The following is a 13,854-nucleotide window of genomic DNA, read 5'->3' on the forward strand; positions in this document are numbered from 1 at the left end:
TGTTTTTCCCTCCGGGGATGGAATCTAGACGATTTAGTTTTTGGGAAAAAAAGAGCCCAGTCTAGAGGACTGGGCTTGCTGCAGTAGCCGGAGAATGAATCTGGATATGGGAGACCAATACGCGAATTTGTTCTAGTTCCAGGTCCAAATATTCCTCAAAAGCATGGAAAATTTGGTCCTGAATCTGACTGGCCAAGGCATTTACATTTTGAGTGAGATCCACTTTTAGATGGACGTCGACTTCAATGCTTGGGACATTATCCATATCCATTTTGATCTTCCGAAACTCCTGTAAGAAGGGGAGCGTTTGGCAGCTATGTAAAGCTATTTTTTTCATCACATGCTCCGAAACATGGATTTTTCCCGTTTGGAACTGAGGGTGGACAATGGTTGTTTCTCCGATTTCCTCTTTTTTCGGGGAGAAGATCTTATCCACTTGTGCAATGAGTCTTTGAACAAAGTCCTGCTCGACTTGCACGCGAGGAATGGGAATAACATGCCTTCCCTGAGTGCCGCGGTCGAATAGGGCGGCCTTGATTTCGGCAGAAGAGCGGACATCTTCAATATTAATGTAATGATGAATCTCGGGCAGCGAAAGGGCTTCTTGGATCCGGTGAATCATTTTTTGGGAGGTCCCTAAAATGAGGAGCCGCTCGATCGGATGACTTTCTAGGGCTTCTTTCACGGCTTCAGCGTGTTCCTTCCAAAAGAAGATGGCGCGCTTCACCGCTTGGACGGTTGTTTTTTCATATTTGGCCGATTGTCCGGCTACTTTTTTTCCTTGATAGATCAGTAGTCCATCATCAATAATCGCATTAATTTTATATTTATGAGCAAGAGCCAGGGCGCTTGTACTTTTGCCGGTTCCGCTAGGACCGTATAAGGCATAGATCTCCACAATGAGTTCTCCTTTATTCATATTGGTCGTACCATCCAGTATAAGGTAAAAAACGAGGGGAGGGAAGAGCCCCTGTCCAGAAAAAGGAAAACAGGGCTTCAAGAAGCCCTGTTTTCATATTATGATTTGCTTTCAGATAATAATGCTCCTAATTCTTTCGAGCGTTCTGTTGCTCTTAAGATGCAGGAAACTAAAGCTTCTTCAAATTGATAGGAACGCAATTTATCTAAACCAGCTTGCGTCGTCCCGTTTGGTGAGGTCACTTTTTCACGAAGGGCGGCAGGATCTTCTCCTGTCTCGATTAGCATATGCGCGGCGCCAATCAAGGTTTGCAGGATGAGTTCGCGAGCGGTGTGCTCCTCTAGTCCCGCTTTCACCGCCCCGGCTTGCATGGCTTCTACCAGGTAATAGATGTAGGCAGGACCGCTGCCGGAAAGGCCCGTTACGGCGTCAAGCTGCCCCTCTTCTACAACCACGACCATACCGATGGACTCAAAGATATGTTTCGCCAGCTCCAAGTGCTCATCGGTTGCCGTTTCCCCTTGGCAGATGCCGGTTGCCGATAGTCCAATTGTGGCCGACGTATTCGGCATGGTCCGAATCACTGGGGCGTGATGTCCCAGAAGGGAACTGATGAAGGAAGTCGTGATTCCCGCTACAACGGAAATGACGAGTTGGTTTGGATTCGTCAAATGTCTGATTTCCTCAAGGGCCGAGTGAACATCCTTAGGCTTCATGGCCAAAATCAGGATATCAGCATCCTGGATGGAGCTGTCCTTTTGATTAGCATCTGCTACGACGCCAAAATTATAGACTAACTCATCGAGACGGAATCGATCGCTGCGGTTGGTGATGCTTACAGCGCCTGGCTTAACGATCCTCTTGTTGAGCATCCCGGCCAGAACAGCCTCCGCCATGGCGCCGGCCCCCAAAAAGCAGACTTTTTTATCAGCTAACATGTTGTGCCTCCTAAATTATCGAGTTTGGCCTTGGCCGTGCAATAGGTACTTATAGGAGGTCAACTCCTTGAGTCCCATAGGTCCGCGTGCGTGAAGCTTTTGTGTACTAATTCCGATCTCGGCTCCAAACCCGAATTCAAACCCATCCGTAAATCGAGTGGACGCGTTATGGTAAACGGCCGCTGCGTCAATTTCACGTAAAAAGCGTTCAGCATTCTCCTGGTTTTCGGTTAAGATGCATTCGGAATGACCGCTTCCATACTGTTCTATATGCGAGATGGCTTCATCTAAGTCTACCGTTCTTACTGCTAAGATCAGATCAAGGAACTCACTTTCCCAGTCGGCTTCCACGGCCGCCTTAAGCCCAGGCTTCAGTGCACGTGTTTTTTCGCAAGTGCGGATTTCGACCCCTTTAGCCTCCAGCGCGTCGATCGCAGCATCAAGGTTCTGTTTCGCCCATTCAGGGTGGAGAAGTACCGTTTCTACTGCATTACATACACCAGGGCGTTGGGTTTTGGCGTTTAACATAATGTTGATAGCCATATCGAGCTGTGCACTTTCATCGACATAGATGTGGCAGTTTCCGACGCCTGTTTCTAAAACAGGCACGGTCGCGTTCTGCACGACGTGCGTGATGAGGCCAGCTCCTCCTCTAGGGATTAGAACATCGAGATATTGATTGAGACGAAGCATTTGATTGGAAGTCTCATAGGATGTATCCTCTAGGAGCTGAACTGCCTCTTTTGGTAATCCCGCTTCTTCTAAAGCGTTTTGGATCAAGTGAATGATGGCTTTGTTGGAATGGATGGCAGACGAGCTGCCTCGCAGATAAGCTGCGTTTCCGGTTTTAAGGCAAAGGGCTGCGGCATCGACGGTGACATTCGGACGAGCCTCATAAATAATTCCTGCCACTCCAAGAGGAACGCGAACTTTTTCGATCCGCAGACCATTCGGTCTCGTGAAGGTCTCCATGACTTCGCCCACAGGATCGGCCAGCTCGATCACTTGTCGCAGTCCTTCCGCCATCTCTTGGATCCGCTTCTCGCTAAGGGAAAGGCGGTCCATAATGGCTGCCGAAGTGTTTTGCTGACGCGCGTTTTCTAAATCTTTCTCGTTTTCTTCCAGAAGAAAGGCGGTATTCGATAAAAGCTGCTCAGCCATAGCGGCCAAGGCTCGATTTTTCTGTTCGGTTGAAGTCCGGTTCAAGACTTTCGCTGCTTTTTTCGCTGCGATTCCTTTTTGAATTAGTTCGTTCATGACATATCCCTCCAATCATAAGATACCCATTCGTCCCGATGAATGACCTCGGGCTTAGTGGCTTGAGCTTGTGCCATCGCATAATCCGATGAATTTCCCTTCACGAGTTCAACGAGATCCGAGGCGTAATTGACGACTCCTTTTCCCAGCCGTTCTCCGGAAGAGGTGACGACCTCAACGACTTCCCCTTTTTGAAACAATCCCTCAACTGCGGTAATCCCGGAAGGAAGCAAGCTTTTCCCTTGCTCGAGAAGCGCCATTTTCGCCCCTTGGTCAACAATGAGAGAGCCCTTCACATCCGCGTGGAAGGCAATCCACTGTTTCTTGTTATTCATGGTGGATAGGGAAGAGGAGCCGAAGTAGGTTCCCTGTCCCGTTCCATTCATGATGTCGGCAAGCTTTTCTTTACCTTGACCGCGACCTACAAACACATTCACGCCAAAGGATAGGGCGGTTTTGGCTGCGAGAATTTTGGATCTCATCCCGCCTGTACCTACTTTGGATCCGGCGCCGGTGGCCATCTCCTCAATGGCAGGGGTGATTTTTTCAATATAATCAAACTTCTTGGCCTGTGGATTTACACGAGGGTTGGCGTCATACACACCGTCGGTGTCCGTGAGTATAATGAGCAAATCCGCATGCAAGGCACCCGCCACCAGAGCAGACAACATGTCATTATCGCCAAAGGTCAATTCTTCTATGGCTACCGTGTCATTCTCATTAATGATCGGGATGGCGCGCTTTTGTAAGAGGGCCGATAGGGTGTTATGCGCGTTGATAAATTGTCTTCGCGTCGAAAAATCACGGCGGGTCAACAGAATCTGTCCCACAGGAATGTGATAATGAGAAAAGGCATGGGCATAGGTTTGGATGAGCTGGCCTTGCCCAACTGCTGCTGATGCTTGCTTCATTTCAATGGAGCTAGGCTTGCTGGAAAAGCCTAGAAGGGTAAAGCCAGCCGCAACCGCTCCGGATGAGATGAGTACGACTTCATGACCCATTTTGTGAATATGGGCAAGGGCGCTGACATGGTCGACAAGCTTAGATAGGGACAGTCCGCCTTCATCTTCGGTTAAGGAACTGCTCCCAATTTTTACGGCAATCCTGCATTTTTTCTTACCCAATAGGTTTTGCATCCGTAGGACCCCCTTCTTTAAAATCAAAAAAAATAAACCCTCCCGTCCCTATAAAAAAGGACGAAAGGGTTTCTTCCGCGGTACCACCTTAAATTGGCATTCATGCCCACTTGATTCGTTGATAACAGGGTCTCACCCTGTCCAGGTTCATTCCCTGGAGGCTCTGGGGCAGGACAGGAAGGCAATTGCGTCGACGGCTTGCAGCCTATTGACCGTCGTTCTCTGGAACGCTTGACCCTTACTGATTCCCCATCATAGCGATGGATATTGTTCAGTTCAATTATATTGTATTATTATGCATGAATTTCTGAAAAGGAGTCAAGAGTTAAATTGTTGTCCTCGTCTTTACCTTGACATCGATGGGCCTCACACATACAATTGATATGTTATAACTGTATTCATGGTTAAAATCACCGACATATACTTTAACGAAAAAAAGATAAAGAGAAGGTAGGAAGGGGTCTTATATATGGAAACGTCCGTATCCTATGAACGTTCAACGACGGATGAAACAGAGAATAACCGTGCATCTCTGCCTTTGACCTGGAGAGATTATATTGAAGTAACGAAGCCTGGGATTGTTAAATCAAATTTAATCGTGATCGTGACCGGATTCTGGCTTGCTTCAGCATGGAGCGACTCATTTAGTTTCTTGTTGTTTTTAGTGACGGTCATCGGGAGCTCACTGGTCATGGGGGGATCCTGTGTACTAAACAATTATTTGGATCGTGACTTGGACTTGAAAATGGAGCGTACAAAAGAGCGAATTATCGCTTCCGGACGCATGTCAGCTCGCTTTGCCTTGATGTATGGAATGGGCCTTATCCTAGCCGGAACCACGATTCTAGGTGTCGGCGCGAATGCGTTAGCCGCCTTGCTAGGTTTGATTGGGGCCTTTGTTTACGTGGTCGTTTATACGGCCTGGATGAAGAGAACAACCCATTTGAACACGGTGGTAGGTGCCGTCTCCGGCGCAATGCCTCCCATCATTGGATGGGCAGCCGTAACCGGAAATTTAGAGCAAGGGGCTTGGATCTTATTTGCTTTCTTGTTCCTTTGGCAGATTCCTCACTTCCTCGCTTTGGCTATACTGAAATCGGAGGACTATCGCAACGCTGGCTACCAGATGCTTCCGGTCGTGAAGGGATTCCTTGAAACGAAAAGACAAATCCTTCTCTGGACAGCCGCTGTGATTCCCGTATCGCTATTCCTCTATACCGTGGGCGTGGTTGGTAAATTCTATTTTGTGACTGCAGCTGTGCTCGGACTAGGCTGGCTAGCCTTGGCGGTTGCGGGCTTCTTCGCAAAAGATGTAATGAAGTGGGCACGCCAAATGTTCCTGTACTCGCTTGTGTATTTAACAGGTTTATGTGTTGTGATGATGCTAAATGCGCTATAATTTAATAAGAGAAACATAGAATGAAACCTCGCTATTTTAAGCGGGGTTTCTATTATGATCTGGGATTTGTCGGGGGTAGCAATGAAAAGAATGAAACAGCGGTATTTGGATCCGCGAACTGAACAATATCGTTTCTATATCTTAATTTTATCTGTCGCGGTCGCTGGCTTAAGCCAAGGCTTAACGCTGCCTTTGTTATCCATCATGATTGAAAAGGCGGGTCACTCTTCCGTCTTAAATGGGTGGAATGCCGCAGCTTTGTACATCGGGATGTTTACGGCTTCTTTTTTCGTAGAGAAGCCGTTGCGCAGGTATGGTTATAAGCCCATGATTCTAGTTGGGATTATCATGGTTCTTCTTGCGTCATTATTGATCCCATTCTGGCACAATTTAATATGGTGGTTTGTCTTGAGGTTTATGATTGGAGCAGGGGATAGCGCTTTGCATTATGCTTCTCAGCTTTGGATTACCTCGACCAGTGCGGAGGAACGCAGGGGCAGAAATATCTCCTTGTATGGTTTAGCCTATGGGTCTGGGTTTAGCATCGGGCCGTTCGGAGTCAATCTAATGGGGATTCATATCTGGCTTCCTTTTCTTGTGATTGCTCTTTTTTATATTGTTGCTTTTGGTCTTGTTCTTCGGTTAGGAAATGATTTTCCAGAAGTAATGAAAAAGGAAGAGAAAATGTCGTATCGAAAGACCTTTTCCTATGGTTGGTATGCCTTGATTCCTGCTTTTCTCTATGGCTATATGGAAGCCGTGATGAATGGTAGCTTCCCGATTTATGCCTTACGCACTGGGATCTCGGAGGCGTGGGTGTCCCTGATTCTTTTTTCTTTTGCAGGAGGAGCGTTGCTGACCCAGCTTCCTCTCGGCATCTGGAGCGATCGAGTGGGGAGAAAACGGGTCCTGATGACGGCGGGTGCCATAGGGGCTGTTGGTTTTTCCACTGTTCCCTTAGCGGGAGATCATGTGACGGTGATCATCCTTATTTTTGCTATCACCGGCTGTTCTGTCGGTTCTTTCTTCTCCCTCGGATTGGCTTATTTGGCGGATATTCTGCCCAAACACATGCTGCCAAGTGCCAATGTATTGGCGGCTATGCTGTTTAGTATTGGAAGCATCATGGGGCCAGGAATGGCGGGAATGGGCATCCAATTTATCCATCCGGACAGCTTATTCTACTTTTTAGGCTTTGTCTTTGCTGGGTTCTTCCTGCTTGGCTTCGTGTCTAAACGCAGCTATCAACAGGGCCAACAGCAAGCTGAAAATGTCACCTCAAGGTCTTGACCCCGAACGCACGTGTGCGTTATCATCAATAAGAATAATGCCTTGCCAACGGAATGTTACGTTCCTTGCGGCAGGGCTTTGTTTTTTAAGGAGGAGAAACCATGAGCTTTAGTGGATTTTTGAGCGGGATGAAGCATGAATATACCAGCCCTGTTGTTTATCATTTACCGTTGGGCGATGACCTTGTCGTATTGAATGAGTGGCTAGGAAAAACAGTCAAGCTCACCTTTGTGGGCGAGATGGCTTGTACAAACTGTGGACGCAAAATTAAAAAAACGTACAATACGGGATACTGCTATCCCTGTGTGATATCCTTGCCGGAGACGGATTTATGCATCGTAAAGCCGCATGAATGTCACTATCACCTAGGCACCTGTCGCGATTCGGAGTTTGGCGATACCCATTGCATGATTCCGCATTATGTCTATTTAGCGGTGAGCAGCGGAGTCAAGGTAGGACTTACGCGAAAAACCAATGAAATGAAGCGGTGGGTGGACCAGGGAGCGATTCAGGCCATTCCCATTGCGGAGGTTCCAACCCGAAAAATGGCCGGGGAGCTGGAAGTAGCGATTGCCCAGCACGTCCCAGATAAAACCGATTGGCGAAAAATGCTCAAAGGGGACGTAGAGTCATTGGATTTACTGGAACTTCGCGAAACCATTTTTGCTCATTTTCCAAAAGAGTTTGAACCGTATGCGATTCGGGAAGAGCAATGGATCGAATTAGTGTATCCTATTTTAGAATCCGTGGGCAAGGTCAAGACGTACAACCTTGATAAGCAGCCTGAGATTGAGGACAGGCTTATCGGCATTAAAGGGCAATATCTTATTTTTGAACAGGCTGTTCTAAACATTAAGAAATATACGGGTTATAAGATAGAAATTTCTGCATAGAAGCTAATGGATTTTCTCACGTTATAGGCAGGAGGAATGAACGATGAGAAAAAATGAAATCTTATATGAGCATCAGCTGGCAGGAACCATTGATGAAGAAATGAAGGCAGAATTTGCTTCCTTTGACGCGATAGCGCAAACCTTTAGAGTTCATCCGGCTGACGAAGCCAATTATCAAGGAACGGTTGGCTATAAAGATGCTTAATTGTGTATGATAGGGCTATGAGATTATGGTAAAATAATCTAGATCATACATAAGGAGGCCTGTTTGAAAATGAGTTATCCTACAGAACTTAAGTATAGTAAAGAGCATGAGTGGGTGCGCGTCGAAGGGAACAAGGCGTACATCGGGATTACCTACTTCGCTCAATCAGAACTAGGCGATATCGTATTTGTTGAGCTTCCTTCCGTAGGAGATGAGATTGACCAGAATAGCTCCTTTGGAAGCGTAGAATCCGTTAAGACCGTTTCTGAGCTTTATGCTCCTGTAAGCGGAAAGGTTCTTGAGGTCAATGCTGAACTCGAAGATTCTCCTGAGCTAGTGAACGATTCTCCATACGAAAAAGCCTGGATGATTGTGGTTGAGTTGGCTGACCCTTCTCAAGTGGACGGGCTATTGTCTGCTGATGAATACGAAAGCATGGTTAAGGAAGACTAAGATCAACCTCTAATACTAAGGAGTTGATGGGACTTATGGCTGACCTTTCACCGCGCACAGACATCACAGATCGAATCCGAGGAGAGATTAAAGAGGATCACATCGTTCTCACCTTGCATGGGAAGTCCATAGGCCATATTCCTTTTGACGCTGCCTGCGTCCATATGGACCAAGGCTTTCAAGTGGATGATCAGCGGATCTTCAGAGTGGATGATCCGAATATCCCGCAACCTAGTCAATATGTGGATAATTGTGAAGAAGGCTGGTGCTAATGGCACCAGCTTTTTCTTTGATTTCCTTTGTGTTTTCCTGCCAATCACCCCAACATTTAAGCCTATGAAACCGGAATACTCCCTATTAAAATAGAATATATATCTGAAAAAATGTTTCGGCCAAACGTTTCGAGGGAAGCCGCGGTTGAGGAAAGTTGGGGAGGAGATGCAATGAGTTTTTGTTGTGGAGCGAGTATGATTGGCGCCCTCGGCAGCCTGCGTCACCATAAGACGTATGTGAATAATGTGCCGATCCTTCATTGCCCGGTATGCAACCGGATTGATGTTCATCCGAAGGTGGAAGAAGAATTTGAGATCATTTCCGAGTACGCCCAGACAGATGACACACCTGAAGTGGATTTTAAAGAATATGTGAACAGCGAGCTGTTGAAAAATATTTTTGAAAATTGTACAGTAATTGATGAAGGTCGTATTGATGAAGTTTTCCGTCAACAGATTGATTCTGCATTAGACCTTTTATCTGTTGCGAAGCAACTAAAAGACCGTGAGTGGGAAGAAGCGCTGAAAAAACGATTGAATCGCTTAAGCGAGCGGTTAAGCAAGTGGAAAAGCCAAAAGCAACGTTAAAAAAGCTTCGAAAGAAGCTTTTTTTATTGCATCATTGCTATCCATTTTTTTCTTTTTTACATATACGGACATAAAAGCAAATAGGAAATCGAATGTCTATTGTGTGAGGTGAAAACATGTTTTTAACCCGCTTCCTAGGAAAGCGTTCTTCACAGCCGTCAGAGGTGAAGATCGAGCTCGAGCATGATGTTTATCTGGCCCAGAACGGAGATTTGGACGTCCGAAATCAACTAATTGCACGTTATACGCCTTTTATATCTCAGGTCGCCTCGAAGGTCTGCAAACGATTTATTGACCCATCTCGAGACGATGAGTTCAGCGTGGCCATGGAAGCTTTTGATGAAGCTATCAATAAATATGCGGCAGGCAAAGGTAGCTCTTTTCTTTCTTTTGCCGACCTTGTGATCCGGCGAAGGACGATTGATTTTATCCGGAAGGAAGCAAGGCACCGGGGTCAGCTGTCTTTGGAGCAGACGCTGGAAGGCGAAGAAGAATCGGAACTGTCTCCTATTGAGACGCAGGCTTCTATTCAGCAGTATCAGCTTGACTATGAAGCAAGCCTGAGAAAAGAAGAAATTGACCATTACAAAGAAAAGCTGAAAGAATTCGACATTGACCTGATGGATTTGCCGGAGATCTCTCCTAAGCACGCCGATGCCAGGCAAAATGCGATCCAAGTTGCTCGGACCTTAGCTAGTAATCAAAGACTGGCGACTCTTTTTAAAGAAAAAAAGAAATTACCGATGAAAGAGCTGATGAATGAAGTGGAAGTCAGCCGCAAAACAGTGGAACGAAACCGAAACTATATCGTTGCCATCATTCTTTTATTAATGGAAGATTATCATTATCTTCAAAGCTACCTTCAACTAGATGAGAAAGGAGGGTGAAATCCCGTTGAGAAAAGGTATCGTGATGGAATCCGGGGATAAATGGACGGTCATCTTAACTGCGCAAGGCGAATTTGTAAAAATACCAGCACACCCTCAACACATCGAGGGGAAGGAAGTTTTTTTTCATCCTGAAGCCGTGGTGCTGCAGGAAAAGAAAAAAAGAAGATGGCCAAGATGGATGAGCGGCGTGTCGCTTGCTACGGCCTGTCTGCTGCTGTTAGCTGTACTCTTCCCCTTGGGTGGCGGCAGCTCCGCTTATGCAGCAGTAACCATTGACATTAACCCAAGTGTAGAATTGCAAGTAAACAAGGATGGAATGGTTATGGAGATCACTTCCATGGACGAGGAAGGCCAGGATGTGATCAAGGAGCTGAATTGGAAAGACCAACCATTAGCTACGGTGACGATAAGTATCATTCAATTAGCAAAGCAAAAAGGCTATATGAATACGGAGCAACGTGTGCTCATTACCACGACCTATTATGAAGAGGAGCATGAACGCAGTCTGGACCCTTTTTTGGAAGAAGCCTCGCAAACGGTTAATCCTGATCAGGAAATTACCTTCGTGATTTTGGAGGGTAAGAAGGAATGGCATGACGAAGCCAAGGCCAAGCAAGTTCCTCCAGGTGCTTATATGCTTGTGAAGAAAGCGGAACAACAGGGAATTACCATCAAGCAAGAGGAAGCAAATGAAGTAAAGCTAGAGCAGATTCTTCCTGTTACAGGCGTTAAGGTCATCGCGCCTAAATCAAAGAAAGATAAGCCTAAAGAGATTAAAGGGAACCCTTCCGCTCCAGGGCAACAGAAAAAGCAAGAACACGTCCCTTCTCAGGCCCCAAATAAGGGTGAGGAAAAGAAGCAGGACAAGAAACCTGAAGAGAAGAAATCTGAAGAGAAGAAAGAGTCCCAATCAAAAGAAAAACCTAAGGAAGAAAAGGAGGCACCGAAAAAGGTGCCTCCTAAGCCACATGAAGATCAAGCTAAGCCTCCCGCACAGTCTGAGAAGAAAGATGACGATGACCGTGATGGTCCTAAAGGGCAAGAGAGAGGAAAAGGCAACGAAAATAGCCAAGCGAATCATCAAGAAGATAAAAAAGAAGATAAAAAGGAAAAAGAAGAGAATAAGGGAAATCAAAAAGAAAAAAAGGATGACTAAAGCTGCCGATAAGGCGGCTTTTTTTCATCCTTTGTTCTAGCAGCTTGCTTCTCCAAAAATCGAAGAGCGTCCTCCCTTTGAATCAATGCCTGTGAAGTTGATGGGGTTAAAATCATCCCAATACGTTGCGTTAGATAAGATTAAGGGGGTTTCTTCTACTAATTCATGATACTCATGTTCGGTAAGATACTGATAGGCGTAGCGATTGAGGAAACGAATCCTCCAGATTCGTTTTCCTTGCCAGGAGAGAAAATGAGAGGCAAGTTTGTTGCACTTAACGCTTTGCTGGTTGATGACTTTCTGGCAGGCTGGACAATTAAAATCCATGATTCAAACCTCCTGAATAGAGTCGATCCTTGTCCTTATTATACAATAAATGGATACTAAATAGGGGGAAGAGTCCAATTTTTTCACAATCCTGCGGATGCCAAGCATATAATACTATAACACCTCTCTACTACTAGAACGGGAGAGTGATGGGGATGTTCAAAAGAAGTAAAGAGGATTGGTTTATTTTTTGGTTCTCTGTCATCCTATTCGTAGTTTTAGTGATTGGTACGCTCTATCCTTAAAGAGGGTGTCCTAAAGGAATAGGACACTTTCTTTTTTTTTTTTTTAGTAAATCGGGCAGCGGCGCTTCTATAAACAGAATAGAAATCGTTATCAAATACCAAGATATGAATATGAAGGAAGGTGTGGGGGAAGAACTCCATGTTTTTTGAAAAAACGTGAAATGAAATGGGACTGTTTTTTGTCACATAATCCTGGCAGAAGACTATAATTTATTATGGACTAATTATTTAAATGTGTTATACTATTGAACATAAAGAAATGGCGAATAGGATATATTTGATCCGAATTGGGAGGAACGACAAATGGATACAAAGCTAAGCTTAGAAGTTAATGAGGTACTTGCGGCGGGGAAAACACGCTTTAATCTATCCGTACCTCAGTTAGTAGAAGCAGCGGTGCAAAGAGGAGAAGCGATGCTAACCGCCAGCGGAGCTCTTCGAGCAGAAACAGGAAAATATACGGGTCGATCCCCCAAAGATAAATTCATAGTTGATGAGCCTAATGTACATGATGACATTGCATGGGGACCGGTGAATCAGCCGATTTCAGCTGCAGCGTTTGATAAGCTATATCAGGATGTACTAGAGTACTTAAATGGAAAAGATTTGTTTGTTTTTGATGGCTTTGCTGGCGCCAATGAGACATACCGTTTGCCGATTCGTATAATCAATGAGTATGCTTGGCATAACCTATTTGTTCATCAATTGTTTGTCAGACCAACCGCAGAAGAATTGAAAAGCCATGTTCCTGGCTTTACGGTGATTTCCGCTCCGGGCTTTGAGGCTACGCCGGCTCTACACGGAACGAATTCCGAGACATTTATCATGGTGAGCTTCTCTAAGAAGACTGTGTTGATCGGTGGAACGAAGTATGCAGGAGAAATGAAAAAGTCCATCTTCAGCGTCATGAATTACTTATTGCCACAACAGCAAGTATTTCCAATGCACTGCTCGGCTAACGTAGGCGAAGCAGGAGATGTTGCCTTGTTCTTTGGGCTTTCCGGCACAGGAAAGACGACGCTGTCTGCTGATCCTAACCGCCGCTTAATCGGCGATGACGAGCATGGATGGTCTGATCTTGGTGTGTTTAATATCGAGGGCGGCTGCTATGCCAAGACGATCAATTTAACAGAAGAAAAAGAACCTCAGATCTGGAATGCGATCAAGTTCGGATCTGTACTGGAAAACGTGGTGCTAGACGAAGAAACTCGTATTCCAGACTATGATAATGGAAGCTTAACGGAGAATACGCGCGCGGCCTACCCGGTTGACTTTATTCCAGGTGCCATGATCCCAGGCGAAGCTGGACACCCTAAAGTGATTGTGTTTTTAACCGCTGATGCGTTCGGCGTATTGCCTCCCATCTCGAAGCTGACCAAAGAGCAAGCGATGTATCATTTCCTATCCGGATACACCAGTAAGCTTGCAGGTACGGAGCGTGGAGTAACCGAGCCGGAAGCTACTTTCTCTACTTGCTTCGGAGCGCCATTCCTGCCGCTTCAGCCAAGCGTATATGCAGAAATGTTAGGGGAAAAAATTACCGGACACAACGCTCAAGTTTATCTTGTGAACACAGGATGGTCTGGTGGTCCTTATGGAGTAGGAAAGAGAATGAATCTCGCCTACACTCGTGCGATGGTAACCGCTGCGATTAACGGCAGCCTAGCTGAGGCAGAGTACACGGTGGATCCCATTTTTGGATTGTCTGTACCAACTGCAGTAGCAGGAGTGCCGAGCGAAGTTCTGGTTCCTCGCAATACATGGGCTGATCAAGACGCTTACGACCAAAAGGCAAAAGAATTAGCTTCTCGTTTCGCGAAGAACTTTACGAAGTTCCAAGGTGTATCCGCAGAGATTTTAGGAGCAGGTCCAAAAGCGTAAGGAAG

At 45.9% G+C, this 13,854-nt stretch carries 15 protein-coding genes; 10 read left to right on the forward strand and 5 right to left on the reverse strand.

Annotated features, from left to right (window positions below; genetic code table 11):
• Positions 1 to 61: 61 nt before the first annotated feature.
• From EIZ58_RS26255 to proB, 4 genes are all read right to left on the reverse strand, one after another.
• Positions 62 to 919, reverse strand: coding sequence for an ATP-binding cassette domain-containing protein (locus tag EIZ58_RS26255; RefSeq protein WP_167577985.1), 858 nt, complete (start codon positions 917 to 919; stop codon positions 62 to 64).
• A gap of 98 nt (positions 920 to 1,017) precedes the next feature.
• The gene (gene proC / locus EIZ58_RS26260) at positions 1,018 to 1,857 is read right to left on the reverse strand and encodes a pyrroline-5-carboxylate reductase (RefSeq protein ID WP_134703947.1); all 840 of its coding nucleotides are present in this window, start codon (positions 1,855 to 1,857) and stop codon (positions 1,018 to 1,020) included.
• Between the two features lie 15 nt (positions 1,858 to 1,872).
• Positions 1,873 to 3,114, reverse strand: a complete 1,242-nt coding sequence (locus EIZ58_RS26265) for a glutamate-5-semialdehyde dehydrogenase (protein WP_134703948.1) — start codon at positions 3,112 to 3,114, stop codon at positions 1,873 to 1,875.
• On the reverse strand, positions 3,111 to 4,250 hold the full coding sequence (gene proB, locus EIZ58_RS26270; protein WP_134703949.1) for a glutamate 5-kinase: 1,140 nt from the start codon (positions 4,248 to 4,250) through the stop codon (positions 3,111 to 3,113). The genes EIZ58_RS26265 and proB overlap by 4 nt, the downstream gene beginning before the upstream one ends.
• 469 nt (positions 4,251 to 4,719) lie before the next feature.
• Here proB and cyoE point away from each other — a divergent pair, with 469 nt between their 5' ends.
• The 9 genes from cyoE (at position 4,720) to EIZ58_RS26310 (ending at position 11,396) form a co-directional block, all read left to right on the forward strand.
• A complete protein-coding gene (gene cyoE / locus EIZ58_RS26275) occupies positions 4,720 to 5,649 on the forward strand; it encodes a heme o synthase (protein WP_134703950.1) in 930 nt (309 codons plus the stop codon).
• 81 nt (positions 5,650 to 5,730) lie between these two features.
• Entirely contained in the window at positions 5,731 to 6,939 is a 1,209-nt protein-coding gene (locus tag EIZ58_RS26280) for an MFS transporter (RefSeq protein WP_240689430.1), read from the forward strand.
• Between the two features lie 101 nt (positions 6,940 to 7,040).
• On the forward strand, positions 7,041 to 7,832 hold the full coding sequence (locus EIZ58_RS26285; protein WP_134703951.1) for a DUF2797 domain-containing protein: 792 nt from the start codon (positions 7,041 to 7,043) through the stop codon (positions 7,830 to 7,832).
• A 43-nt stretch (positions 7,833 to 7,875) separates the two neighbouring features.
• Complete coding sequence (locus EIZ58_RS33880; RefSeq protein ID WP_167577986.1) at positions 7,876 to 8,037, forward strand: hypothetical protein; 162 nt, start codon at positions 7,876 to 7,878, stop codon at positions 8,035 to 8,037.
• 69 nt (positions 8,038 to 8,106) lie between these two features.
• On the forward strand, positions 8,107 to 8,490 hold the full coding sequence (gene gcvH, locus EIZ58_RS26290; protein WP_134703952.1) for a glycine cleavage system protein GcvH: 384 nt from the start codon (positions 8,107 to 8,109) through the stop codon (positions 8,488 to 8,490).
• 35 nt (positions 8,491 to 8,525) lie between these two features.
• Positions 8,526 to 8,762 carry a DUF2553 family protein gene (locus tag EIZ58_RS26295; protein ID WP_167577987.1) on the forward strand — a complete coding sequence of 79 codons (237 nt, stop codon included), beginning with the start codon at positions 8,526 to 8,528 and terminating at the stop codon, positions 8,760 to 8,762.
• Between the two features lie 171 nt (positions 8,763 to 8,933).
• Complete coding sequence (locus EIZ58_RS26300; protein WP_134703954.1) at positions 8,934 to 9,350, forward strand: hypothetical protein; 417 nt, start codon at positions 8,934 to 8,936, stop codon at positions 9,348 to 9,350.
• Positions 9,351 to 9,466: 116 nt separating this feature from the next.
• Positions 9,467 to 10,237 (forward strand): RNA polymerase sigma-I factor, encoded by a 771-nt coding sequence (sigI, locus tag EIZ58_RS26305; protein ID WP_134703955.1) that lies wholly within the window; start codon positions 9,467 to 9,469, stop codon positions 10,235 to 10,237.
• Positions 10,221 to 11,396: an anti-sigma factor domain-containing protein gene (locus EIZ58_RS26310; protein ID WP_134703956.1), complete on the forward strand. Its 1,176-nt coding sequence runs from the start codon at positions 10,221 to 10,223 to the stop codon at positions 11,394 to 11,396. The genes sigI and EIZ58_RS26310 overlap by 17 nt, the downstream gene beginning before the upstream one ends.
• Before the next feature lie 36 nt (positions 11,397 to 11,432).
• Here the strand turns inward: EIZ58_RS26310 and EIZ58_RS26315 are convergent, their stop codons facing one another.
• Positions 11,433 to 11,723, reverse strand: a complete 291-nt coding sequence (locus tag EIZ58_RS26315) for a hypothetical protein (protein WP_134703957.1) — start codon at positions 11,721 to 11,723, stop codon at positions 11,433 to 11,435.
• Positions 11,724 to 12,271: 548 nt separating this feature from the next.
• Between EIZ58_RS26315 and pckA the strand changes: the two genes are divergently transcribed.
• Positions 12,272 to 13,849 (forward strand): phosphoenolpyruvate carboxykinase (ATP), encoded by a 1,578-nt coding sequence (gene pckA, locus EIZ58_RS26320; protein WP_134703958.1) that lies wholly within the window; start codon positions 12,272 to 12,274, stop codon positions 13,847 to 13,849.
• Positions 13,850 to 13,854 lie beyond the last annotated feature (5 nt).

This window comes from Ammoniphilus sp. YIM 78166, from assembly GCF_004522215.1.
Lineage (GTDB): Bacteria > Bacillota > Bacilli > Aneurinibacillales > RAOX-1 > YIM-78166.